We start from the raw sequence: 23,557 nt of genomic DNA on the forward strand, positions 1-23,557 counted from the left end.
GCTCAACCAGAAAAGATCAGACATGTTCACCGCTCGTTTTGAACGCGATGAATCACGCAGCCAAACGGAAATCAATGGGTCCTGAGCCTAGAATTTCTTTTATTAAGATTTGGTTAACCTCAACTCGCACTGGTATTGAAGCCTTGTACAATAGACGGCCAAGAGCCACCTACTCAGATAACTCATTTGGTATTTTGAGAGGCAATCGAGATGGGCAAAGTATCATTAGTCTGCGCGTTTGGAATTTCACTGTCTCTGGCTGCATGTGGAGCACCGACGACGCCAACTCAGGCACAGGTACAGCATGATGCTCGCTGTGCTGCAGGTATCCTTGGTGGCGCTGCACTCGGGGGAGTGGTTGGGAACAGGTTCGGTGGGGGATCAGGCAAAACACTTGCGACCGCAGCGGGCGCGGGCGTAGGGATGTATGCAGGGCAATCAGCCTGTAACTAACAATCTCCCAACAGTTGCTTGCTCGGATCTTCGAGGCACTGGATGACTAAGGGCGGACTCCAGAATTCAAAAAAACCTGACCTGTGTAACGTACATCACTGACTGCCCCACTGAATCTAGCCACATTGGAAACAGTTGAAGAGTTAGCGCTCATGTTGTGTTGAGAGCGCAGGTTTATTCACTTTCCCCTCTGTTCCTGGGGCGCGCCTGTGGTGGGTGCGCCCCTTTTCTTTTTGGCGGCTCCTAAATCTTGAAGTAGGCTTTCCATACATACTACTAAATTTCAGACGCCTTTCGAATTACTGAGCTATGTCGATCAAACCATTTCTTCTCGAAATTCTTGCACTGCTTGCATATCTTTGCCTGCTCGTTTTCGGAAGAGACATGACGAAAGAATGGAGAGGGCGGGGGTCTATCTTCATAGCTGTGTCAGGATTCTTCATTGTCATCGGGCTTACATCGCTCGGTGAGTATTTGTGGGACAGGTTATTAAATCGAGACGATCCGACCATAACTGAGCTACAAAAACAGGTAAGTGAATTATCTGAGCAAATGGAGAAACTGCGCCAATTTGAACAACAAGCAAGCAAGGCGATAGAACAGGCTCCTGATGTGACCCGAACCCAAACAGAAGTGGTTGTTCCATCTTCCGAAGAAGCCGAGCTTCGAACGAGCCCTCAAAAAGAAAGCGCGGTAATCTTCGATGTTAACGCTAGGGGTCAACTGCCAGAGTTGACAAGGCAATTATGGGACGAATTGCAAGAAAAACGTCTCCATATTCCCAAGTTCGCGGTTCAGGAGTATTTCCCCGTTCCACATGTTGATCTCACCGCTCTAAAGCGGGCTGCCGAGAGAGAATATGGTAATGTTGTTACAGTTACCGACGATGCTGGGGGCAGCTACCGAGGGACCCTACTAGACGACAAACGACAGGGATACGGGGAATACGTACTGCCAAATGGCTACAAGTACTCAGGGCAGTGGCAAGAAGGTGAAATCACTGGGCTGGGGCGTGCAGAGTTTCCAAATGGTTCCATATATGAAGGGCAGTTCTTGGACGGGGTGCCTGACGGATATGGCCAAATCGTGTTTGCAGATGGCGCTAAGTATCAAGGCGAATGGGTAGATGGTGTTATCTCCGGCAAGGGCAAATCGACTTATGCAGATGGGAGTCGGTATGTTGGTCAATTCGCAAATGGTGAGCCCGAAGGGTTAGGTCGGCTAACGTCGACCAGTGGCTATATCTACGAAGGTAGTTGGGTGAACGGGCAATCTTCAGGATTGGCGCATGCTATCTATAGCGATGGCGCTGAATACTACGGTGAAATCAAATCAGGCGAGCGAGATGGTGAAGGCACATATTGGGCCCCGGATGGTCTGATTTACGATGGTGGCTGGTCAGGAGGCCAGATCAACGGTCTAGGTTCGTTGATTCAGCCGACTGGCGACCTGTACGTTGGTGAACTAAAGGACGCCATAAGAGATGGGGAAGGACGTGCTCTTTATCCCGATGGAAGCTTTTATGAGGGGACATTCTCAAACGATAAGAGACAGGGTGAAGGGACATTCACTAGCACGGACGGGTTCAGCTACACGGGGGAATGGAAGGACGGAAAAATCGATGGCGAAGGTCGCGTCCAATATCCAGACGGCGCTGTCTATATCGGTAGATTTCAGAACGACCAGCCAGAAGGACACGGAAAGATAACCTACCCGGATGGTTCCACCTACGAAGGCGATTGGTCTAACGGAGAGATAGAAGGCAACGGAACGTCCTCATATCCAAACGGTTATAGTTATTCCGGAGCATATAAAGCCGCGGAATTCGACGGATTTGGCATTATGACGAATAGCGCTGGATATCGTTACGAGGGCAATTGGCTCAAAGGGAAGCGTCACGGTGAAGGTTCTGCGTACTACCCTGATGGGTCGATATATTCTGGGCTATTCTTTGAAGGAAAACGACATGGAACCGGAACAATCACGGTAGCTAACGGATTCGAGTATTCGGGAAACTGGGTCAACGGGGAGATTGAGGGATTTGGAGCGGCGACATACAATAGCGGCGATAGATATGTTGGAGAGTTTTTAGATGGGAAACGCCATGGCAAAGGTACAATGACCTATGCCAATGGAGCTATTGAAGACGGACTTTGGGAGAATGGCATCCTGGTCGAACGCGCAGACTAGGTGCAGCAATCAACGTACCGTTTCTGTGCCTTGGAATATGACAATTCTGAACACTGCTGCGGAAACCTGGGTAATCTAAGCCGCGGCCTTTACAGGCGGTGTGCCGATGTCCATGTTGTGGGTATGACTGTCGCGAATCTGACTATTTTCCAACTGTATTGCGTGGTTGCGGCTTCCGGCCTGATATTCACGTTTATTGCTTGGGCTTTGTGGAGTGTAGTTTCAAATGTCGACAATCAGCTTTCGTTGCTCGGATATGCCTTTGTTGGGCTGGGGACCCTTGGGGGTATAGTTGGCCCCGCGCTGTACGGGGCCTATATCCTTTACTCAGGGCTTAATTGAGGCCCGGTGAAGTTCATCATCAAGGCGCGGATAATTATCTGCTTGGTCTTGTCAGGTGCTTTTTGAATAGCCCCTTGAAGATTGGCAGGCACACCCGCCCGTGTCAGCATTTCAGCGATGACGGAGCCAACCTTGGCCTCTTTGCCAGCCGACATATGCCGTAGAGCCGCAGCACCTCCTTTGCGGGCGATCAGTGCTGCAGCCACGCCACCACCGGCCCCGGTTAAGTCACCTGTGGCTGCAAACCCTGCACCGCCGCCAGCGCCACCTATCAGGCTTTGCTCAATCAACTGGCGGGCAGTAGTGGAATTGCCGGTAAGCGCCCTATGGGTGTCTGCAAAGGTGCGTTCATTGGCAATCTGATTGCGAACCGTGTTTGCGCCTTCCGGCCCCAGAGCGGCTTGCATGGCGTCCTGCTGGCGACGTGGCCCGAATAAGGTATCAACAGCGCCGGGGGTGTCTCTGCGGTTCTGAAGGGCGTCAATCTTGCCCGAGGCGTAGCCCTGAGCAACTTCGTCAGGGTGTGCAATTGCTGCTTTCTCAGCGCGTCGGGCATAGTCAGCCGATACGCGGGGCTTAGCGCCCTCCGCGCCGATATTGACGGCGCGCATTCGATTATGAGCGCTTGCGGCCAACTCACGTGCGCCACCATATTCCGGCATCAAGTCATCGATGCGTTGACGCACCTGCTTGGAAAGCATTCCCGCGATAGACTGCTCATTGTTTTGACTCTGGCCCAGAGGGGCGCGCGCCATGTCGTCCAATGCCTTCTTGGCTTCATCCAGCACCGCCAGCGTGGACGGCTCCCCGGTAACGCCCTCCGCAATCATCCGGTCACGCGCGAGACGCTGACCCTCTTGCAGCGCCTTTTTCCCCATATCGCTCTGGAACAAATCATCAAAGGCAGACATATCGATATCGTGCCCCAAAGACCGGGCCTCGTCATAAGCGGCGTTGATACCGGGCCGGGTGCGTTTGCGAATGGCGCTCACCAAGTCATCAACAGACTGCGGCTGATCCATGCGTGAATGGTGCGACCGGCGCGCACGAGCGGGGTTCTTGACTACAAGAGAATGCCAATTCTGGGCTACGCGGACTTGATGTTGGCCGACCGAAACGTTGCCAGGACGTTAAGATGCTTGATCCCCACCTCGAATGGCGACACGATGACTAAGCGGGGGCCAAAACGAGGAATCCCGAATGAAGAAAAACAATGATATTTGAAGGATGGATCAAGACAGATGAGTGCCGGAATAGTTGAGAGAATTTCCAGTAAAGTTGGTACAATTAGTAGTATTGCAAAGTTTTCTAGATTACCTGAGGCGAAACAGCATGGTATTAGCATGCGCCAAATGCTGTCTTTGGCGATGAAGATCAGAAAAGCAAGTCGCGTACCTGAATGTGCTTCGACCTTTGCAGAGCAGCTTGTGCTGGCTCGGGAGGTCATAAGAATTCCACGTTCGGAAACTGGAGATGTGGCGGAATTTGGGTGCTTTAAAGGGTTGTCTACCGCAAGTCTTTCGCTCGCATGTAAGTTGGTAGGTCGTAGATTGATTGTGTTTGATTCGTTTGAGGGTTTGCCTGAAAATGAAGATAATATTACTCAAATCTCAACTGGTATGCCCGTTGTGTATGAGAAAGGTGAATTATTAGCTGGGCTTGAAGAGGTAAAGAAAAACGTTGAAACATATGGGGAAATATCTGTTTGTGAATTTGTCAAAGGATACTTTGATGATACGTTGCCGCACAGAGCTGATGACAGTTATTCATTGATATTTGAAGATGCAGACCTTCCCTCATCTGTTCGGACAGTGTTGATTCACGCGTGGCCAAAGTTAATGCAAGGCGGCAAGTTTTTTTGCCATGAATCAAGGGACTTGGAAGTTGTTAGTATTTTCTTTGATGAGAGTTTTTGGTCCGAAAATCTCAGGCAATCTGCGCCAGGAGTGGTCGGTTCGGGCACTGGATTGGCATTGGACCGGGACAATCATTCGACAGTAGTCGAGTGGGGGTCATGTTTATGCTATACTGAGAAGAGAATGCATACCGCAGAGTGTTGAATCGTAAGCGTAACCTACGCCCCACATTGCTGATCTACCGTAAAGGTTCGGCATCTGGTCTGGGTAAACTCCAATCGACGGCACCCTTTGCGAAAGTCGAGCTAGCCAAGTAAGCAACAAGCTCTCTGCTAAACCTCGTCGTCGACGAGCCGCTCCAAAGCGCGTGCCAGACGCACATGTTCGATGATGTCTTTCCTCATCTCCTGAGCCACTCTGGTGCGCATACCGTGCTTGTAAGCCGGGTTGGCCTTGCCAGGACCATGACCGCCACGAGCGCCGTGCATCCGGCAAACTGTCCAGCCTTTCACCGCCGGGTTCTTACAAGGCAGGCCTGTGCGTTTGGACTTCGCTGTGCATCGAGGCGCTGCGTGAGCCTTGTGCATGGGGTTGGAGGCATGTTTCATTTTTTACCTCCCCCCGTCTCGACGTTGCCGACAATAGCCTGACCGCCGTCTTCAACGTTCACGTGCTGAACGGTGACCGTCTGTTTGCCACCGTTACGGTGCTTACGCAGCGTCTCAACCTGGGCAGCAAATGTGCGTGCCAGCTTGTTGAAGCTGTTGCCGCGCCCGTCGAACTGCATCTGGTTTTGTGATTGCGCGAACCAGCTCGCCAACCGGATTGCAGCGACGTGCGTAGCAGCCATCTGTACCGCCATCATTCGCTCGATTGCGTCTTTCGGAGCAATGTCGGCGACAATTGACATCATGAAGGCACGTTCGTCGTTTCCTTCGGGACCGTCACCGGATTCAGCATCGCTCAAGACCTTAAGGCAATGGCCGGTAAGGGACGCTGCTAACTCGCTATCTTCTGTACCGAAAACCTTAGATAGCGCGTCTTCAAGATGAGAGATGACCTGTCCATCCTTTTTAGACCCTGAGAATTTGACACCAACATCCGGCATGTCCGTGACCAATGTTTTTGAGCTGTCTGATCTTGTCATTTCACTACTCGATTTCGATGGGTATCTCTTTACTGATTCATCCGTCATGCTCGTTCCTCACTGTGTTTGATTGTTGGTGCAGAAGGTGTCCGTTTCCCCCAGACCCCCTGGTAGATTAAGGATGTCTCAAATATTGCGACGTGCGAGCGCTGAAAGTGGCCGTTTACGTCTTCAAAATTGCGACGGCAGGTCTTCATTTTTGCGACGTCCTTTCCTTACACGTCTCAAAATTTAAGACGGTCACGTCTTCAAAATTGCGACAGGGTTTTGTTTTTGAGCTTCTGCCAGTGGGGTTGTGCGCGGCAGCTTTGTGGACGCGGAAATCATTACCGAGCGCCCACTTGCGATAGAGCATTCGTCCGCCTCTGCGGTCAGCATGGGGTAACTCGATTTCCGTCAGTTCGTAGAGGGGTGAGCGTGCTTCACCACCCAAGCCGAGCTGAGCGGGTTTTGTAACAACGAGGAAACCTTTGGCTTGTAGGTCGTGGAAACCGCGCGCTGCGGTATTGAGCGAGGCCACCCCCAAAGCCTCTGCGGCTTGCCTGACGCTGAACTGAATCTTGCCGTTATTATTCGCCTGTGGGTCGCGCCACTCCAGCTTAAGCCAAGGATACAGCGCCTGAGCAACGGGTGAGAGAGCCCGCCAAGCGGGCTCCTCCATCATGTTGCGCACGAGCTTAGTGAAATGCTCTCCGCGCCTTTCGTTGCGCCGATCCCGTCCCATCTACGCAACCTCCGCCTTGCTGAGCGCGTCAATAAACTCGGGCAGCAACTCAGCCTTGAAGGCGACGCCTTGCTTGCCCGGCAGCATTTCTCCGTCTTTCGATATGAAGAACACACGGATGTTGATGAGGTCATGCCCTTGAAAGTCATCCCGGCTGACGCGGAACTCTTCGCGGCTGTTTTTGGGGATCTGGGTGATGAGGGCCATTAGCGGCCCTCCCCGTAATACAGCGTTGCGACAATGCGAGCAGCGGCCTCAGTAAGGCCATGCTTGCGACGAAGCGCGGATACTTGCAGGTCAACGGTCCTCATGCCGCCACCTCGTTCGCCTGGATCAGCTCAACTTTGCTGACGAGGAAGTAGATGCCGAACTTCTGGCGTCCGGTGTCTGAATCATTGCGATACAGCTTGCACTCGATGTTCACGCCATCATCGCGGCGTAGGGGCAGCACCTGATCCGACAGGCGGCAGTAGCTGGCCGCATAGAGTGGCGACCGCATCAGGCCCTCAAGAACTTGGCGCTTGTGCTTAGATGTATAGATTTCGCGTGGTTCTTGGCGTGGATCAGTGACCCGATAAAGCGCAGGCGCTGTTAGGTTGGGAAGGTCTGCCCAGTGATATACGCGCAGTGCGTTTGATGGTGGGAGTTCGACACTTATTGTTTTGCTGTCTCTGATAATGTCCATGGATTACCTTTCTTTTGTTGAAAGGCATCGGGCCATCGGCTATACTTTCAGTACCACCTAAAAGAATTTGCCTCCGCCCGTGCCTCGGGTGGGGGGTTTCTTTTAGGCAGCAATTGCCTGCTCTAATGCGGCATCAATATCAGCTTCGTTCCAATACAAACGAGAACCAAGTTTTACTGGCTTCGGAAGGCGTCCATTCTCAACGTCACGATAAATAGAGGTACGGCCTCGACCGCCTAGTTTGTCCTGCAGTTCGCGAAACGAAAGATACTTCATTTGCGTCCCCTTGGATTGGGGTGCGCGGCCTTGTGAATCACCACTATGCGCACCGGAGAGCCGTGGTGCACACAAACTGATGTGTCTTTAGTCAGAAGTCGTTTGCAATTAAATGTCTCCTATTTTTTCACAAACTTCTGAGTTCCAGAATTCGTCTATTCCGTGCTTTGTTTTGCCTCGTGAAACGGACTGCTCCAGGTTGTTTGAATGCGGAAACGCCCTTTCTTGCAATGGCAGTTCTTGGATCTCTTCAAGTTGCCTCGCAATCGAAATCAACTCTCGGTTTGAAAACTTGGCGCGTTTTTCTGTTGGAAAGTTCTGTGCAATTGCCCAGAGTGTATAGGCTCTCCATCCATCTTTGTCCGCGCCAGTTTTTGGCCGCCCTCTCGGCTTTTTTGTTTCAGCCTGCCGAAGGAGGCCTTGTTCAGTCAGGTAGCCAAGAACCATCCAGCGTGTTTGATTGTCTTTTATTTCTAAAAGCTGCTCCGCAAGCTTTCGGATTTTCTTATTGCTCATTTTACCAACCTCACAACCGGGGTCGATTCAGTCGCTAGAAGCAACGCCCATCGTTCCATCAATGCTCGTCGCTGATCCAAGAAATCTGTCCGCTTGTATGAACGTACTACAGCACCTCCGACCATGTGTCCGAGGCATGTCTCAGCAACCTCAAATGGCACACTCTGCGTCTCCGCCACCCAATCCCAGAACGACGACCTGAACCCATGCGGACGCTCGACCAGTTTGCGCCGTTTCATAAACGACCCCATGGTCATGTCCGATATCACTCCGCGCCGAACGCCAGGGAAGAGCATTCCGTCTCGCGCCATCGGTTTGGCTTTCTCGATAACGGTGAGAGCTTCGGCTGATAGAGGCACTCGAAATTCCTCTGTCGCATCTCTGCGCCCTTTCATCGCCTCTGCGGGTATAGTCCAAACGTCCCCATCAATCTGATCCAAGTGAAGATTGCGCAATGGATAAGAACGAACCGCAGTGAGTATGAGCAAGCGAAGCGCTAGCTCCGCTGTCGTCCCGCCGTCTAGGCTTTCGTAGAATGCCGGAACGTGTTTCCACGACATTGCCGGGATATTCTTCGCTTTGTGGCGCTGCTTACCCAATAGTGCTTTCGCTTTGTCTGTAGCCTGCAGATCCACATCAAGCCCAAGGGCAGCAGCGTGGCGCATTACGATAGACAGTCGGTTCATAGCCTTTCGTGCGGTGTCGGCCTTATCGTGCCAAATAGGAGCAAGGGTGTCCCGGATGTCCTTTTGGTCAAGCTCAACAACTGGCACCTTGCCGAGCTTGGGCAACACATGCAGTTCTAGTGGCGAATACCAGCGACCTGCTTTGCCATCGCCCTTCAACTCGGCCTTACGGCTTTCAAAAGCGTCTTGAGCTACGTCTTTCAACAGATGCAACTTGCTCGCTTCCTCTCGCTTGAGGCGTTCCCGCTCCTTGATCGGATCAGTACCTTTCCGAGCAACAGCGCGCCAGTTCTCGGCCTCCTGACGAACTTCCTTGAGCGACACCTCAGGAAATGAGCCCAGTCCCATTTCACGCCTGCGACCGTGGACAGTGACACGCAGGAACCATTGCGCCCCACCATCCTCACGGCGATGGAACCACAGCCCGCCACCGTCAGAGTATTTCCCCGGCGGGGCAGCCTTTAGCGTCGAAGCGCTGAGCTTGTTCAAAGGGCGTGACACTCGTCCACCTCTCTATCCACCCTCTATATATAGTATACGGTGGGGCATAGTGGAACACGGTGGTACAGTTAAATTACTGAAAAACAATCAATCAGTAGTTTTCTGGGGCATGTTGAAACGTCCTGAAACAAGTATTAGATGCCCTCTTGAGGCACCACTCTTCTCAATCCAACCAAGTATCGCCGGATTCGTCGGGTACAGATCCCGGTATTCTATTGTAACTGTCAGGAAATGGTACGGGCGGTGGGACTCGAACCCACACGGCACTAAGGCCTTCGGATTTTAAGTCCGATATGTCTACCATTCCATCACGCCCGCAGACCTGTTTGCGCGGCAGGTAAGGCCGAAACCAACAGGATCGCCACACACTTACAGCCAACCATTTGGATTGAAAAGACGCTCATTCGGATGAGCTGCAGCGAAAGGGAAAGCAGGACACGCTTGACAGTGCTTTCCGGTTTCGGTCACGTCGGCGCATCAAGAAAGGGAGCGTGCGATGAAGACGGTCAGAAACCCGTATCGGAATGGGGCAAAGCTAGCGGATCAGGCGCCATATCCGTCGGTAGATATATCTGGCCTTGGGCGGCATCGTCTGTTTTGCCCTGAATTCGAGGAAACTCCACTGGTGGATGCAACGGCTCTGGCACCGGTTGCAAAGCTCTGGATCAAGGATGAACGGCCCCGCATGGGGCTTGGGTCCTTCAAGGCGCTGGGCGCGGCCTATGTCATTGCCTGTCAGGCGGATGAAGCGCCCGATGCGAACCTCAAGGGACGTACATTTGTCACCGCCAGTGCGGGCAATCACGGGATGAGCATGGCTGCAGGCGCGCGAGTCTTCGGGGCCGATGCGGTGGTCTACATCGCCGAGACTGTGCCTGAAAGCTTTGCCGACCGTCTGCGGGCGCAAGATGCGCAGGTGGTGCGGGAAGGGGTCGACTATGCTGCCAGCATGGAGGCCGCCGCGCAGGCGGCGCAGCAGAATGGCTGGACCCTGCTGTCTGACAGCTCGTGGGAGGGGTATACCGACCTGCCTCATCTGCTGATGGAAGGCTACCTGCAAATGGCGTTGGAGGCGGCCGGGCAATGCCCCGAAACGCCGACACACATCCTGCTGCAGGCTGGCGTTGGCGGTATGGCGGGGGCGGTGGCTGCCTATGCGCGCGAGGTCTGGGAAGACGCGCCGCAGATCGTCGTGGTCGAGCCCGACGCGGCCCCGGCCTTGCAAGCCAGCATCGAGGCTGGCCACTGCGTTTTCGCTGATGGCCCGGACAGCATCATGGGACGACTCGATTGTAAGGAGCCTTCACTGATCGCCCTGAATGGATTGGCGCGGGATGCGGATCTGTTTCTGACGATCAGCGATGACGAGGTTGCCGCGCAATTGCCCGCGATGGCCGAAGCCGGGTTAGAGACCAGCGCTTCGGGCGGAGCAGGCATAGCGGCGGTGATGAATGAGGCGGCACGTCAGGCCATGGGAATCGGGCCGCAATCCCGTGTCCTCTGCATGTTGAGCGAGCAGCCCGCATGACCGGCTTCGCGCCGCAGGAATTCGAGGCACGGGTTTCCCGCGCACAAGCGCGAATGGCCGAAACAGGTCTTTCAGCCCTGCTGCTGACCACCGAACCTGAGCTGCGTTATTTCACCGGCTATCTGACCCGGTTCTGGGAAAGCCCGACGCGCCCCTGGTTCCTGATCGTGCCTGCCTCGGGCAAGCCGGTGGTCGTGATCCCGTCGATCGGGGCGGCCCTGATGGCGCAGACATGGATCGACGACATTCGCACTTGGAGTGCGCCGGATCTGGAAGATGACGGCGTTTCGCTGTTGGCCGATACGTTGACCGAGCTGACGTCGGACGGGTCCGCGATCGGTTGTCCGGATGGGCATGAGACACATATCAGGATGCCTCTGGCCGATTTCAGACGCCTTCAGGACGGGCTCGGCGCTCGTCGACTGACCGGTGATCACGGCATCCTGCGCGCCCTGCGCATGGTGAAGTCCGAGGCCGAGGTCGCCAAGATTCGCACCGCCTGTCAGATCGGTGCCCGCGCCTTTGCGCGTGTGCCGGAAATCGCCGCAGCCGGAACGCCGCTCGATCAGGTCTTCCGACGGTTCCAGATGCTCTGCCTTGAGGAAGGGGCCGATTGGGTGCCCTATCTGGCCGGAGCGGCCGAGCAGGGCGGGTACACGGATGTGATCTCACCGGCAACGCAGACCCCTCTTGCGCAGGGCGATGTTCTGATGCTGGATACCGGCCTCGTTCGCGACGGGTATTTCTGCGACTATGACCGCAACTGGTCGGTCGGGCCCGCCAGCACCCCGGTCCGCGCCGCCCATGCGCGGCTGATCGAGGCCTCGGATGCCGCCTTTGAGCAGGCCCGGCCCGGCACCACCGCAGCGCAGCTGTTTCACACCATGAGCGCGGTGCTGACGGATGGTGGCGAAGGCACGGATGCCGGGCGGCTGGGCCACGGGCTGGGGATGTCGCTGACCGAATGGCCCTCGCTCATCCCCGGTGATCACACCGAGCTGCAGCCCGGCATGGTGCTGACGCTGGAACCGGGTATCGCCGTCGATGGCAAGATCCTTGTACATGAGGAAAACATCCTGATCACCGAGGGCGCGCCCGAATTCCTGAGCCCGCGTATCGGACCGGAGATACCGACGCTATGACGACACTGCCCTATTCGCTCGACCCCGACGATCCCGCCGCCGCGCCGATGGGTCTGATAGTTCTGCAAACTGATGAGACCATCGAGCCCGAGTTCCGTCGCCTTTTCGCCGATGATCCCAGCCCTCTCTATATCAGCCGCATCCCCAGCGGGGCCGAAGTCAACACTGATACGCTGGCGCAGATGGAAACCGATCTGCCCGCCGCCGCCGACCTGCTGCCCAAAGCGCGGCCCTATAAGGTGGTGGGCTATGGCTGCACCTCGGCCAGCTCGGTGATCGGTTCGGATCGGGTTGAACAGATGGTGAAACGGACCTGCGATGTTCAGACCGTGACCAACCCGTTGCGCGCCGCCGCAGCCTGCGCCGCAGATCAGGGCGTGTCGAAATTCGCGCTGCTTTCGCCCTATATCGAAGAGGTGAACACACCGCTGCGAAGGGCCTTTGCGGAACAAGGTATTTCGATGGATGTGTTCGGCACCTTTGGCGAGGCGGAAGAGGCCAAGGTTGTACGTATTTCGGCCGATTCCGTGGTTAATGCGGCCATACGTCTGGGCGCTGACAGGGCTGTTGAAGCGGTGTTTCTCAGCTGTACGAACCTGCGCACACTGGCCGCCATCCCCCGGATCGAGGCGCAGATCGGAAAGCCGGTTCTGTCAAGCAATCAAAGCCTGGCTTGGCACATGAATCACCTGAATGTGTCGCAAATTTAGGCAAAAGTGACGTAATAGCGGGTTCATTTGCTTTACGGGCTTGCGACCATTTGTTAGCCTCGGCTTCATTGCACGAGAAGATCAATGAAATCCGGACCAACCGGGTAATCATTTGACGCAACAGGGGGTCTTGTGACCGACACAAATACTGACGCCGCGTTTGTCGAATTTGAACGCGTTCAAAAATCTTATGATGGCGAGAATCTCGTTGTCAAAGATCTCAACTTGGCGATGCCAAAGGGCGAATTCCTGACCATGCTCGGACCGTCCGGATCAGGCAAGACAACCTGTCTGATGATGCTCGCCGGATTCGAAACAGCCACCCACGGTGAAATTTTGTTGGATGGGAAACCCATCAACAACATCCCTCCGCATAAACGTGGCATCGGGATGGTGTTCCAGAACTACGCCCTGTTCCCGCATATGACCGTGGCCGAGAACCTGTCGTTCCCGCTGGAAGTCCGCAAGCTGGGCAAGTCAGAGCGCGAGGAGAAAGTCAAACGCGCGCTGGACATGGTTCAGATGGGCGCCTTCGGTAATCGCCGCCCGGCGCAGCTTTCGGGTGGTCAGCAGCAGCGAATCGCGCTGGCCCGCGCGCTGGTGTTCGAGCCCGAGCTGGTGCTGATGGACGAACCGCTGGGCGCGCTCGACAAGCAGCTGCGCGAACACATGCAGTTCGAAATCACCCGACTGGCGCATGAACTGGGCATCACCACCGTCTACGTGACCCACGATCAGACCGAGGCATTGACCATGTCCGACCGTGTTGCGGTGTTCGACGATGGCCGCATCCAGCAGCTTGCGCCGCCGGATCAACTTTATGAAGAGCCCGACAACAGCTTCGTCGCGCAATTCATCGGCGAGAACAACACGCTGGAAGGTGTGGTCAAATCCATCGACGGCGACAGTTGTGTGGTGCAGCTGGATGACGGTTCGGAAATCGACGCGGTGCCGATCAACGTGCACAATCCGGGCGAACGCACCAAGGTTTCGATCCGGCCCGAGAGGGTCGAGTTCAACAAGGACCGCCTGCATGCCGATGCGCATACGCTGAAGGCCACGGTCAAGGAGTTCATCTATATGGGCGATGTGTTCCGCTTCCGCATGTCGGTCGCGGGCAATGACGAATTCATCGTCAAGACACGTAACGCCCCCGATGCCATCCGTCTGCAACCCGGCCAAGAGATCGATATTGGCTGGCTGGCAAAAGATTGTCGTGCGCTCGACGCATAGACCAAGCTGCGCGGTACAAGTGCGGCTTTATTGAGGGACCGGCTGGTGAAAACCCGTGCGCCAGCTGACCATACAACAAACGGGAAGTACTGGGAGTAACACATGAAACCAACCAAAACACTACTGACCGCTGCTGCTCTGGCGACCGCGGCTGGTGGCGTGTCCGCGCAAGAGATGACCATCGTCTCGTGGGGCGGCGCCTATTCCAAATCGCAATTGAAAGCGTATCACGAGCCCTATTCGGAGAAGACCGGCATCACCATCCTGAACGACGACAGCTCGGCCGAAGCGGTTGCAAAGCTGCGCGCGATGAACGAAGCGGGCAACATCACATGGGATGTGGTCGACGTTGTTGCCTCGGACGCGATTCGTCTGTGCGACGAAGGTCTGGCGATGGAAATCGACCCTGACACCATGCTGGCTCCGGCGCCGGATGGCACATCGGCAGCGGATGACTTCGGCGATCTGCTGGTCAGCGATTGCTTCATCCCGCAGATCGTGTATTCGACCACCTTTGGCTATCGCACTGATCTGGTCGGTGACACACCGCCCAGCGATGTCTGCGCCGTGTTCGATCTGGAAGCCTATCCTGGCAAGCGTTCGCTGGAAAAACGCCCGATCAACAACATGGAATGGGCGCTGATCTGTGACGGCGTTGCCAAGGATGACGTCTATGACGTTCTGGCCACCGCAGAAGGTCAGGATCAGGCGTTGGCCAAGCTGGGCACCATCAAGGACAGCGTTGTCTGGTGGTCCGCAGGTGCCGACACGCCGCAGCTACTGGCTGATGGCGAAGTTGTCATGGGTTCGACCTATAACGGTCGACTGTTCAGCCTGATCGAAGAGCAGAACCAGCCCGTTGGCATGCTGTGGGACGCGCAGGTGTTCGACCTGGACGGTTGGATCATTCCCGCCGGTCTGAGCGAAGAGCGTAAGCAGCGCGCGCTGGACTACATCATGTTCGCAACCGACACGCAGCGTCTGGCGGATCAGGCCAAGTACATCTCCTACGGTCCGGCCCGTGCCTCGTCGGCTCCGCTGGTGGGTCAGCACGCCGATCTGGGCATCGACATGGCACCGCACATGCCGACCGATCCGGAAAACGCCAAGAACACGTTCCTGTATAACTACGAGTTCTGGGCGGACTACCGCGACGACATCGACGCCAAATTCCAGGCGTGGCTGGCGCAATAAGCGTCTGATTTCCTGAGATCGTCGGGGGCGGCCACTCGCCCCCGGCCCCAAAAGTACCCAAGGGGCACCGATGACTGACGCCACCCAACAAAATTCCGGCCCGATGCTGGCCGCTGACGGAACGCCGCTCAAGCAATCACTGGCGCGGTCACTGCGACGGCAAAAGCTGCGGGCGCTGATGCTGGTGGCCCCGTTGCTGCTGTTCGTGATGTTCTCTTTCATCGTGCCCATTGCCGCGATGCTATTCCGGTCGGTGGAAAATAGCATCGTGCAAGACACGCTGCCTCAGACGGTGCAAGCCCTGCAAAGCTGGGACGAGGCGAGCGGTGAATTGCCGGATGAGGCCGTCTATGACGCCTTTGTCCGCGACATGATTGTCGCCATCGACAACAAGACCCATACCCGTCTGGGCTCGCGTTTGAACTACGAAGAAACCGGTATGTCTTCGATGTTCCGCCGGTCCGGCCGTCAGATCAAAAAGCTGGATCCCGAAACAGACGGTCCGTTCAAGGACCAGGTCATCGAGATTCACGATGGCTGGGGCGACCCCAAGACATGGGCGGTCATCAAAACCCACGCGCCCGCCGTCACCAACGGTTACTTCCTGAACGCGATCGACATGCGCCGCACGCCCGAAGGGGCGCAGTCTCAACCCGAAGACAAGCAAATCCTGATCAAGCTGTTCGGGCGCACCCTGTTCATGTCGCTGGTCATCACCGGGGCCTGTATTCTGCTGGCTTATCCGGTCAGCTATCTGCTGGCGACCTTGCCGATGCGGGTTTCAAACCTGCTGATGATCCTTGTTTTGTTACCCTTCTGGACCTCGCTTCTGGTGCGCACCTCGGCATGGAAGGTGATGCTGCAGCAGCAAGGGGTGATCAACGAAACGCTGGTCTGGCTGGGGCTGGTGGCCGATGACGCAAGGCTGGTGATCATCAACAACCAGATCGGTACCATCGTTGCGATGACGCATATCCTGCTGCCGTTCATGATCCTGCCGATGTATTCGGTGATGCAGACGATCCCGCCGTCCTACACCCGCGCCGCGAAATCCATGGGTGCGACCAACTGGACGACCTTCTGGCGCATCTATTTCCCGCAATCCATTCCGGGCATCGGCGCGGGCTCGATCCTCGTGTTCATTCTGGCGATCGGCTACTACATCACGCCCGAGATCGTCGGCGGCACCAAAGGTGTCTTCATCTCGAACCGGATCGCCTATCACATCTCGTCCTCGCTGAACTGGGGACTGGCCGCGGCACTGGGGACGATCCTGCTGGGCGTCGTTCTGTTGCTCTACTGGGTCTACGACAAGATCGTGGGCATTGATAACGTGAAGCTGGGATAATCGAAATGGCCGCACTTACTCCGATATCCCGCAAACCCCTGTCCATGGTCCTGCCCAGCGTCGCGCTGGCAGGTGCCTTCGCCGGTATCTTTGTCGGCGCGGGCAACGGCTCGGTCTTTCTTGGCATCATTGCCGGGGCTGCCCTGATCGCCGCTCTGGCCTGGGTCTACATCACGGTCGTCAAGAACGAGAAACTGGCCCGCTGGATCAACATCGCAGGCTTCGGCGTCGTGGGCTTTCTGGTCGCCGGCCCGATGGGCGGCGTGCTGGGCCTGCTGGGCGGATGGTTCTTCGTCTGGTTCATCTACTGGCTTTATGAGGGCCGCTATCGCCGGAAGCTGCTGCCCTATCTGACCGCAAAGCAGGTGTTTTATCACTACTTGTTCCGGGTGATCTGCGGTGCGATCTTCGTGTTCCTGATCACGCCAATCCTCGTGGTTCTGCCGCTCTCGTTCAACGCGCAGGACTTCTTTACCTTCACGCCGGAAATGCTGCGGCTCGACCCGGAGGGGTACTCGCTGAAGCATTACCGCGACTTCTTCACCAACAATGAATGGCAGCGCAGCTTCAAGAACTCGCTGATCATCGCACCGATTGCGACGATCATCTCGGTCTCGCTGGGCACGTTGGCGGCCATCGGCCTCAGCCAGAGCCACGTTCCCGGCCGCCGCGCCATCATGGGCATCCTGATCTCGCCCATGATCGTGCCGCTGATCATCTCGGCCACCGGCATGTTCTTCTTCTACAGCGATATCGGTCGCTTCATGGAAGGCACGCTGGGCATGAACAAGAATTTCGTGGGCTATGTGAAAGTCATCCTAGCGCACGCTGTTCTGGGCATCCCCTTCGTCATCATCACCGTGACCGCAACGCTGGTGGGCTTTGACCGCTCGCTGACGCGGGCGGCGGCGAATATGGGCGCGGGTCCGGTGCGGACGTTCTTCAAGATCCAGATGCCTCTGATCCTGCCGGGCGTGATCTCGGGTGGCCTGTTTGCCTTCATCACCTCGTTTGACGAGGTGGTCGTTGTGCTGTTCGTCGGCTCGGCCAGCCAGAAGACTCTGCCATGGCAGATGTTCACCGGCCTGCGCGAACAGATCAGCCCGACCATTCTGGCGGTGGCCACGATCCTCGTGGTGATCTCCATCGCGCTGCTGACCACGGTTGAGCTGCTGCGCCGCCGGTCCGAGCGTCTGCGGGGTCTCTCCCCCGCTTGACGCAAGCGCAGGTCTGATCTAACGATCTATCCGTTCATCCCAGCCGCGATGGCGTCGCGGACGCACTGGGATGATCGGCTCTCGGACCCCGAGACCGCCTGTCCTGAACGCCGGGACAAGTGGCCGGGTTTGCCGCCCGGCAAAGATGAGAGACCTAGTCATGACAGACACAACAAAACGCCCAGAATTCTTCACCTGCCACAATGGCGACAAAGCGCCCCTGCCGTTCAGCAAGGGTGAATACGACCGCCGCCTTGGCGCCCTGCGCGCTATCATGGCCAAGCATGACATCCCCGCCGTCCTGCTGACCTCGATGCAGAACATCGCCTATTATTCCGGCTTTCTGTATTGCTCCTTCGGTCGGCCCTATGGCTGCGTCGTCACGCAGGATGCCTGCACCACCGTCTCGGCCAATATCGACGCGGGCCAGCCCTGGCGCCGCTCGGTCGAGGATAACGTCATCTACACCGACTGGAAGCGCGACAATTACTGGCGCGCCGTGGCCAGCCTGATCGGCGGGGCCAAGCGGATCGGGATCGAAGGCGACCACATGACACTGGCGGCGCGCAACACGGCGCTGGACATGCTGGGCGGACCGGAACTGATCGATATCGCACCAGACACGATGTTCGCTCGCATGGTGAAATCCGCGGAAGAGATCGAACTGATCAAAGGCGGCGCGCACACCGCTGACGTGGGTGGGGCCGCCATCCACGCCGCCATCCGCGAAGGTGCAACCGAGATCGAGATCGCCATGGCCGGTCGCGACGCGATGGAAGAGGAAATCGCCCGCGCATATCCGGATGCCGAATACCGCGACACATGGGTCTGGTTCCAGTCGGCGCTCAACACCGACGGCGCCCATAACCCGGTCACCAAACGCGCGCTGCAAAAGGGCGATATCCTGTCGCTGAACACCTTCCCGATGATCTCGGGCTATTACACCGCGCTGGAACGCACCCTGTTCCTGGGAGAGCCCGACGCAGACAGCCTGCGCCTCTGGAAGGCCAACGTGGCCGCACACGAACTGGGCCTGAGCCTGATCAAACCCGGCGCGACCTGTTCCGGCATCACGGCTGAGATCAACCGCTTCTTCGCGGATGAGGGCCTGCTTCAATACCGTTCGTTCGGATACGGCCATTCCTTCGGCATCCTCAGCCACTACTACGGGCGCGAGGCCGGTCTGGAACTGCGCGAAGATATCGATACGGTACTGGAACCCGGCATGGTCGTCTCGATCGAGCCGATGCTGTGGATCCCCGAAGGCCAGCCCGGCGCGGGCGGCTATCGTGAGCACGATATCCTCGTGGTGGGCGAAGACGGGGCCGAGAACATCACCGGCTTCCCCTATGGTCCCGGCCACAACATCATCGGGGCGTAAGAAAACGGGTGGGGCTGATGGCCCCACCTTCTACCGCCGTGGGCTCATCCCAAAGACCCGGCTCAGATCACCATCTCAACCCGCGCGTCCGGGAAACGGGTCAGAGCTTGCGGGATGTCACTTGAAGGCATCACGCACAGCGCCGTCGACAGCCCGTCCGCAAGGACCGCCTTCGGGGCCGAGACGGATACCGCCTGATGCGTCGGTCCCGCGCCCAATGGGTTCAGGATATGGCCCAATTCAGCGTTCAGCCGCGTGCCGTCCGGGGCCGAGGTGGCAACGGCTCGGTCTTGCAGGGTGATCCGTTTGGCGACCGTTCCATTCGGCCCGGCCAGCCCGACGCGCCAAGGCTCGCCTGTCCTGTGCCGACCCAAGGCAGCAACCTCGCCCATATCCACCAGCACATCGCGCAGGTCGAATGACCGCAACAACACTGCAATCCGGTCCGTAATCGCCCCTTGCGCAATTCCGTTCAAGGTGATCGCCGAGCGTCCGGGATGTGGTAGCCGGATCTCATCCGCGCCGACATGAACCTTGTCCCAGCCAATCACCTGCCGCGCGCGCTCCAGCTTCGGCTGTGCCGCACCGCTGGCAAGCGCCAGCCACAAAGGCTGAATCGTCGGATCAAACGCACCGCCCGAGGCGTCGTGAAGTGTCGAACACAGACTCAGCACCTCCAGCAGCTCGGGCGCGGGGGCGTTCAGATGACCCGTGCGGTTCAACTGGCTGATCTGCGAGTGGGTTCGATAGAGGCTGAAGATATCCTCAAGCCGATTCAGTTCAGCCTCAACCGCGGTAAAGATCGGGGCGGCTTGCGTATCCGTCAGGCCATCAAGCCGCAGGCTGGCCGGCGCACCCAGCGCGATGCCGCGCCATTGGGCAAAACTCCCGGCGGTTGCGGGCAGGGCGGCGCAGGCGGCCGAGATGGTCAGGAAACGGCGGCGGGTTAGAATGGTCATGCGGGTGTCTCCAGCACGAGGTCCAGATCGACAGGGCCCAGAACCTCGGTATCGGGTATGTCGGACAGAGGCAGAGCCGCGCCGCCATATTCGGCGATGAACGCCTCTGCCGCGGTGGGGTCGCCAAAGGGCACGACTTCGCGCGCGCCCATGCCGCCAGCGACATTGGCCCCGACGACAAAGCTGGCGCCATCTGCGTCGATCCAGTTGGAAACCCCCGGTTGCTGCCAGCTGGGCGCGACGCTCATGTCGCTGACATAAACGGCCGTAATCTTGGCATCGCGCTCAGGGCTTTTCAGATAGGCCACCATGTCGCGCACCTGTGCAAAGAACAGCGGCGCAGGGTAGCCTTCCAGATGGATCTGCCCCTTGGGCCCGCCATGTTCGGCGATGTTCATCTGGCAGAAAAAGCTCAGCGCATCCGGGGTCAGGTCCACCGGGTCGGGGGCTTCGGCCACCTCCTCCTTGCAGGCCGCCAACGCGACCAGTGCGATCAGGGCGAGGTGCTTCATGGCTCAACCCTCCGAAAGGCCAGCCGCGCAAGGGCAAAGCCCAGCACCGGCCAGAGCAGCAGTGAGGCAGGCGCGGCCCAAACCGGCAGAGCCTGCGCCGCCCCGGTCATACCGGATGCCATCGCAACGCCCTCGGTCGCGGCGATGTTCCATAGTCGGAAAGCGTCGGCCGGGTTGGCCACCATCACCCAAGGAAAGACGGATTGGGTGAAATTGCCGCCCTTATCCATGACGACGGCCCCCAACAGGCCCAGATCATAGAGGACGACAAAAACCAGCCAGAGCCCGGCCGACAAGCCTGCTGCCGCCGTGGCCCCCTTTGCCAAAGCGGACAGCAGGTATCCAAGCGCCAGAAAAACAGCGCCCAGCAGGATGGATGTGAGGATGAGGCGGACCAGCGCCATCAGGCTCTCTGCCCCCGCGCCGCCAAAGAAGGCGGCCACCGCGCCTGCGGTGCCGAAACCGATGGTCATGGCAAAACCCAGCGCGGCGAGATGGGCGGTGAACTTGCCCAACAGGATTTCTCCGCGCCCCGCCGGATAAGACAGCAGCAGCGACAGGCTACCGCGATCCACGTCGCCCGCGATGGCATCAAAGGCGATCATCAGCGCCAGCAGCGGCGCAAGATAAACCGACAGCGTGGTCATCGACGCGACCGAAACGGTCAGCATGTCGACGCCCAAAGTGCCGGTGGGCGCGCTGCCTGCAAAGGTCAGCGCCAGTGCAAACAGCACCATGATCAGCGTTGCGACCAGCAGCCAGCGGTTCCGGCGCAGGATCAACATTTCAGTGCGGGTGATGGCGAGGAAGCGGGTCATTGCAAATCCTCCTGTGCGTAATGGCGATAAAGGTCTTCCAGCTTGGGCGGGGTCATTTCCACATCCGCTACCGCGTCGCCCAGCCCGGCGATCCGGCGCAGCGCCTCCATCTTGTCTTCGGGTGTGCAGAGCAATTCAACGGATGCGCCGTTGATCCGGTTGCCGCCCAGTTCAGCGGCCAGCGCATCGGCATTGGCACTGGCGCGCACCTTCAGGCGGATCGGCAGACCAGCCAGAGCCGACAGGTTGTTCAACGTGTCATCTGCCACCATCCGACCCTTGCGCATGATGGCGATCCGGTCGGTGCGCGCCTCGACCTCGGTCAGCGCGTGGGATGCGATCAGAACGGCTGTGCCTTGGGCAGCCAGCTCGTCGATAATGGCATAAAGATCTTGCCGCGAGATCGGGTCCAGCCCGCTTGTTGGCTCATCCAGCAAGGCTACTTTCGGTTGGCCCAACAGCACCTGCGCCAGACCCAGACGTTGCCGCATCCCTTTGGAATAGGTGCCGATCCGACGGTCCAGAGCGTCGCTCAGGCCGACACGATCCAGCAAACCGGACACATCGGCTTTTGCGCCCGAAAGCTGCGCAAACAGGGTCAATTGCTCGCGGCCCGTCAAAGCGGGATGAAACGACACCGCCTCAGGCAGATACGCCGTCTCGCGCCGCGCCTGAGCACTACCGGGGGTGGCGTCTCCGATCCGAATGGCTCCGCCATGGATCGGCGTCAGACCGAGGATGGATTTGATCAGGGTCGACTTGCCCGCGCCGTTATGGCCCAGCAGCGCGACGCGCTGGCCGGGGGCAAGAGACAGGGTGATATCGTCAAGAACGCGGGTTTTTCCACGGTCCTTGAGAACATGGGCGATTGACAGGGCCTTATCCGTCATGAGGCACCTTTTTCATTGCTGGAGGTTCAGGGGCTTGCATCAGTGGGTTGCTGTCCATCACGCCGCCCGGCAACAGCGCCGGGAAGGCCGATTGCGACCAGCGCACCAGCTGCACGGCAGGGGAGCCGAGCAGTAACTTGGCTGCGGGTTGGGTCCACAGCACATGGTCCATTGAATCGTTGGGGCGATAGGGGGCATCGGCCACGCCGTTGCCATCCACATCATAGGCGGCAAAATCGGACCAATAGTTGCCGCGCCCGTCTTCGGACCACTCGACCCATTTGGTCGAGACGTATTTCACCTGGGTCCGGTTACCGACAAAGGCGTTTCCGACGATCCGGTTGCGCTCGGACCCGGCGGTAAAGTGGATGCCGATGCCGCATCCCTGGAACCAGTTGTCGGTGAATTCGTTCTTATTCGAATTATAGAGGAAAGTGCATTTTTCCTTGGCACCTTTCACCACGTTTCCGGTGATAGTGCTTTTGTTGGCGTAGTTTAGCATTACGCCATGTTCGCGGTCACCAATCGAGACATTGTTGGCCACGGTCACATTGGTCGTGAACATCACCGCATAACCCAGATCGTTGCCGATTGAGACGTTGTCGCTGACGACCGAGTCATCGGCGTACATATAATGCACCGCAAAGCGCAAATCGCGGAACAGGTTGCCGGTGAAGGTGTTCTTTTTCGACGAGTTCACAAAGATCCCGTCGCGGCCATAGCGGATATCGTTGTCTTCAACCCGCGCACCCGGCGCGTTCCAGACATAGACACCATTGCCACGGTCATTCATCCGCTGGTCCAAACGGCCTTCGATCCGGTTGCCACGCACGATGCTGTCCTTGGACCCGTGAATGTCGACGCCATAGAGGTTGCCCAGCAGCACGTTATCCTCGACCACCGGCGCTTTGGCTGTTTTGGTCAGTTGGATGCCACTATCGATCCCCTCATGGCTTGAGCCCGAGCCGATCACCGTCAGACCGCGCACGGTCACGCCGGGCCCAGTTACGGTGATGACACTGCCCGCCCCTTGTCCGTCAATCGTGGCCTGTCCCAGCCCGTCGATAGTGACGGGCCGGTCCAGCACCAGTGTTTCGGTATAAACACCGGGGCTCAGGCGGAGGGTGTCCCCATCCGCCGCCTGCGCCAATGTTTCATTGATGGCCCCCGCCCGGTTGGGCACATCCCAGTCCGCCGCCCAAAGGGGCGAGCCGAGCAGGAGCGGTATGAGCAGGGACCAACGCATGGG

25 protein-coding genes and 1 tRNA gene are annotated in these 23,557 nt (G+C 57.6%); 11 read left to right on the top strand and 15 right to left on the bottom strand.

The genetic code is table 11. The annotated features are described in order from the left end of the window. Positions 1–210 precede the first annotated feature (210 nt). Both ACR0IV_RS19980 and ACR0IV_RS19985 read left to right on the top strand, forming a co-directional pair. Positions 211–453, top strand: coding sequence for a glycine zipper 2TM domain-containing protein (locus ACR0IV_RS19980; protein WP_480660816.1), 243 nt, complete (start codon positions 211–213; stop codon positions 451–453). 309 nt (positions 454–762) lie between these two features. Continuing rightward, positions 763–2,643 carry an MORN repeat-containing protein gene (locus ACR0IV_RS19985; protein ID WP_480660814.1) on the top strand — a complete coding sequence of 627 codons (1,881 nt, stop codon included), beginning with the start codon at positions 763–765 and terminating at the stop codon, positions 2,641–2,643. Positions 2,644–2,966: 323 nt separating this feature from the next. On the opposite strand, the gene ACR0IV_RS19990 is transcribed toward ACR0IV_RS19985, so the two are convergent. Next, positions 2,967–4,007: a hypothetical protein gene (locus ACR0IV_RS19990; RefSeq protein ID WP_480660812.1), complete on the bottom strand. Its 1,041-nt coding sequence runs from the start codon at positions 4,005–4,007 to the stop codon at positions 2,967–2,969. A 219-nt stretch (positions 4,008–4,226) separates the two neighbouring features. Here ACR0IV_RS19990 and ACR0IV_RS19995 point away from each other — a divergent pair, with 219 nt between their 5' ends. Beyond that, positions 4,227–5,045, top strand: a complete 819-nt coding sequence (locus ACR0IV_RS19995; protein WP_480692836.1) for a TylF/MycF/NovP-related O-methyltransferase — start codon at positions 4,227–4,229, stop codon at positions 5,043–5,045. Between the two features lie 128 nt (positions 5,046–5,173). On the opposite strand, the gene ACR0IV_RS20000 is transcribed toward ACR0IV_RS19995, so the two are convergent. From ACR0IV_RS20000 to ACR0IV_RS20040, 9 genes are all read right to left on the bottom strand, one after another. Then, positions 5,174–5,449, bottom strand: a complete 276-nt coding sequence (locus ACR0IV_RS20000; protein ID WP_480660808.1) for a hypothetical protein — start codon at positions 5,447–5,449, stop codon at positions 5,174–5,176. Continuing rightward, entirely contained in the window at positions 5,446–6,036 is a 591-nt protein-coding gene (locus ACR0IV_RS20005; protein ID WP_480660806.1) for a hypothetical protein, read from the bottom strand. The genes ACR0IV_RS20000 and ACR0IV_RS20005 overlap by 4 nt, the downstream gene beginning before the upstream one ends. 145 nt (positions 6,037–6,181) lie before the next feature. Beyond that, entirely contained in the window at positions 6,182–6,712 is a 531-nt protein-coding gene (locus tag ACR0IV_RS20010; protein ID WP_480660804.1) for a hypothetical protein, read from the bottom strand. Further along, positions 6,713–6,919, bottom strand: coding sequence for a transcriptional coactivator p15/PC4 family protein (locus ACR0IV_RS20015; RefSeq protein ID WP_480660802.1), 207 nt, complete (start codon positions 6,917–6,919; stop codon positions 6,713–6,715). A 100-nt stretch (positions 6,920–7,019) separates the two neighbouring features. Next, a complete protein-coding gene (locus ACR0IV_RS20020) occupies positions 7,020–7,397 on the bottom strand; it encodes a hypothetical protein (RefSeq protein ID WP_480660800.1) in 378 nt (125 codons plus the stop codon). Between the two features lie 102 nt (positions 7,398–7,499). Continuing rightward, a complete protein-coding gene (locus tag ACR0IV_RS20025; RefSeq protein WP_480660798.1) occupies positions 7,500–7,673 on the bottom strand; it encodes a helix-turn-helix transcriptional regulator in 174 nt (57 codons plus the stop codon). Between the two features lie 108 nt (positions 7,674–7,781). Beyond that, complete coding sequence (locus ACR0IV_RS20030) at positions 7,782–8,189, bottom strand: hypothetical protein (protein ID WP_480660796.1); 408 nt, start codon at positions 8,187–8,189, stop codon at positions 7,782–7,784. Further along, positions 8,186–9,376 carry a tyrosine-type recombinase/integrase gene (locus tag ACR0IV_RS20035; protein ID WP_480660794.1) on the bottom strand — a complete coding sequence of 397 codons (1,191 nt, stop codon included), beginning with the start codon at positions 9,374–9,376 and terminating at the stop codon, positions 8,186–8,188. Before ACR0IV_RS20035 ends, ACR0IV_RS20030 begins: the two co-directional genes overlap by 4 nt. Positions 9,377–9,608: 232 nt before the next feature. Then, a tRNA-Leu gene (locus ACR0IV_RS20040) sits at positions 9,609–9,694 on the bottom strand. 178 nt (positions 9,695–9,872) lie between these two features. On the opposite strand from ACR0IV_RS20040, the gene ACR0IV_RS20045 reads away from it, so the two are divergent. The 8 genes from ACR0IV_RS20045 to ACR0IV_RS20080 all read left to right on the top strand — a co-directional run bounded on the left by ACR0IV_RS20045 (position 9,873) and on the right by ACR0IV_RS20080 (position 19,129). Then, positions 9,873–10,904 (top strand): pyridoxal-phosphate dependent enzyme, encoded by a 1,032-nt coding sequence (locus tag ACR0IV_RS20045; protein ID WP_480660792.1) that lies wholly within the window; start codon positions 9,873–9,875, stop codon positions 10,902–10,904. Then, positions 10,901–12,046, top strand: a complete 1,146-nt coding sequence (locus ACR0IV_RS20050; protein WP_480660790.1) for a M24 family metallopeptidase — start codon at positions 10,901–10,903, stop codon at positions 12,044–12,046. Before ACR0IV_RS20045 ends, ACR0IV_RS20050 begins: the two co-directional genes overlap by 4 nt. After that, a complete protein-coding gene (locus ACR0IV_RS20055; RefSeq protein ID WP_480660788.1) occupies positions 12,043–12,756 on the top strand; it encodes a maleate cis-trans isomerase family protein in 714 nt (237 codons plus the stop codon). The genes ACR0IV_RS20050 and ACR0IV_RS20055 overlap by 4 nt, the downstream gene beginning before the upstream one ends. A gap of 132 nt (positions 12,757–12,888) precedes the next feature. Further along, positions 12,889–13,989: an ABC transporter ATP-binding protein gene (locus ACR0IV_RS20060; protein ID WP_480660786.1), complete on the top strand. Its 1,101-nt coding sequence runs from the start codon at positions 12,889–12,891 to the stop codon at positions 13,987–13,989. Positions 13,990–14,091: 102 nt separating this feature from the next. Continuing rightward, positions 14,092–15,183: an extracellular solute-binding protein gene (locus ACR0IV_RS20065; protein WP_480471430.1), complete on the top strand. Its 1,092-nt coding sequence runs from the start codon at positions 14,092–14,094 to the stop codon at positions 15,181–15,183. Positions 15,184–15,253: 70 nt separating this feature from the next. After that, entirely contained in the window at positions 15,254–16,531 is a 1,278-nt protein-coding gene (locus ACR0IV_RS20070) for an ABC transporter permease (protein WP_480471431.1), read from the top strand. A 5-nt stretch (positions 16,532–16,536) separates the two neighbouring features. Beyond that, positions 16,537–17,748, top strand: coding sequence for an ABC transporter permease (locus tag ACR0IV_RS20075; RefSeq protein WP_480471432.1), 1,212 nt, complete (start codon positions 16,537–16,539; stop codon positions 17,746–17,748). Positions 17,749–17,908: 160 nt separating this feature from the next. Beyond that, positions 17,909–19,129 carry an aminopeptidase P family protein gene (locus tag ACR0IV_RS20080; protein ID WP_480660783.1) on the top strand — a complete coding sequence of 407 codons (1,221 nt, stop codon included), beginning with the start codon at positions 17,909–17,911 and terminating at the stop codon, positions 19,127–19,129. 62 nt (positions 19,130–19,191) lie between these two features. Here ACR0IV_RS20080 and ACR0IV_RS20085 read toward each other — a convergent pair whose 3' ends face one another. From ACR0IV_RS20085 to ACR0IV_RS20105, 5 genes are read right to left on the bottom strand one after another with little or no spacing between them, the layout of a single operon-like run. Beyond that, complete coding sequence (locus tag ACR0IV_RS20085) at positions 19,192–20,088, bottom strand: FAD:protein FMN transferase (RefSeq protein WP_480660781.1); 897 nt, start codon at positions 20,086–20,088, stop codon at positions 19,192–19,194. Beyond that, the gene (locus ACR0IV_RS20090; RefSeq protein WP_480660779.1) at positions 20,085–20,600 is read right to left on the bottom strand and encodes a nitrous oxide reductase accessory protein NosL; all 516 of its coding nucleotides are present in this window, start codon (positions 20,598–20,600) and stop codon (positions 20,085–20,087) included. The genes ACR0IV_RS20085 and ACR0IV_RS20090 overlap by 4 nt, the downstream gene beginning before the upstream one ends. Then, positions 20,597–21,418: an ABC transporter permease gene (locus ACR0IV_RS20095; RefSeq protein WP_480660777.1), complete on the bottom strand. Its 822-nt coding sequence runs from the start codon at positions 21,416–21,418 to the stop codon at positions 20,597–20,599. Before ACR0IV_RS20095 ends, ACR0IV_RS20090 begins: the two co-directional genes overlap by 4 nt. After that, positions 21,415–22,308 (bottom strand): ABC transporter ATP-binding protein, encoded by an 894-nt coding sequence (locus ACR0IV_RS20100; protein WP_480660775.1) that lies wholly within the window; start codon positions 22,306–22,308, stop codon positions 21,415–21,417. The genes ACR0IV_RS20095 and ACR0IV_RS20100 overlap by 4 nt, the downstream gene beginning before the upstream one ends. Next, positions 22,298–23,554, bottom strand: coding sequence for a nitrous oxide reductase family maturation protein NosD (locus ACR0IV_RS20105; RefSeq protein ID WP_480660774.1), 1,257 nt, complete (start codon positions 23,552–23,554; stop codon positions 22,298–22,300). Before ACR0IV_RS20105 ends, ACR0IV_RS20100 begins: the two co-directional genes overlap by 11 nt. Between the last annotated feature and the right edge of the window lie 3 nt (positions 23,555–23,557).

The organism is Ruegeria sp. C2 (assembly GCF_056537765.1).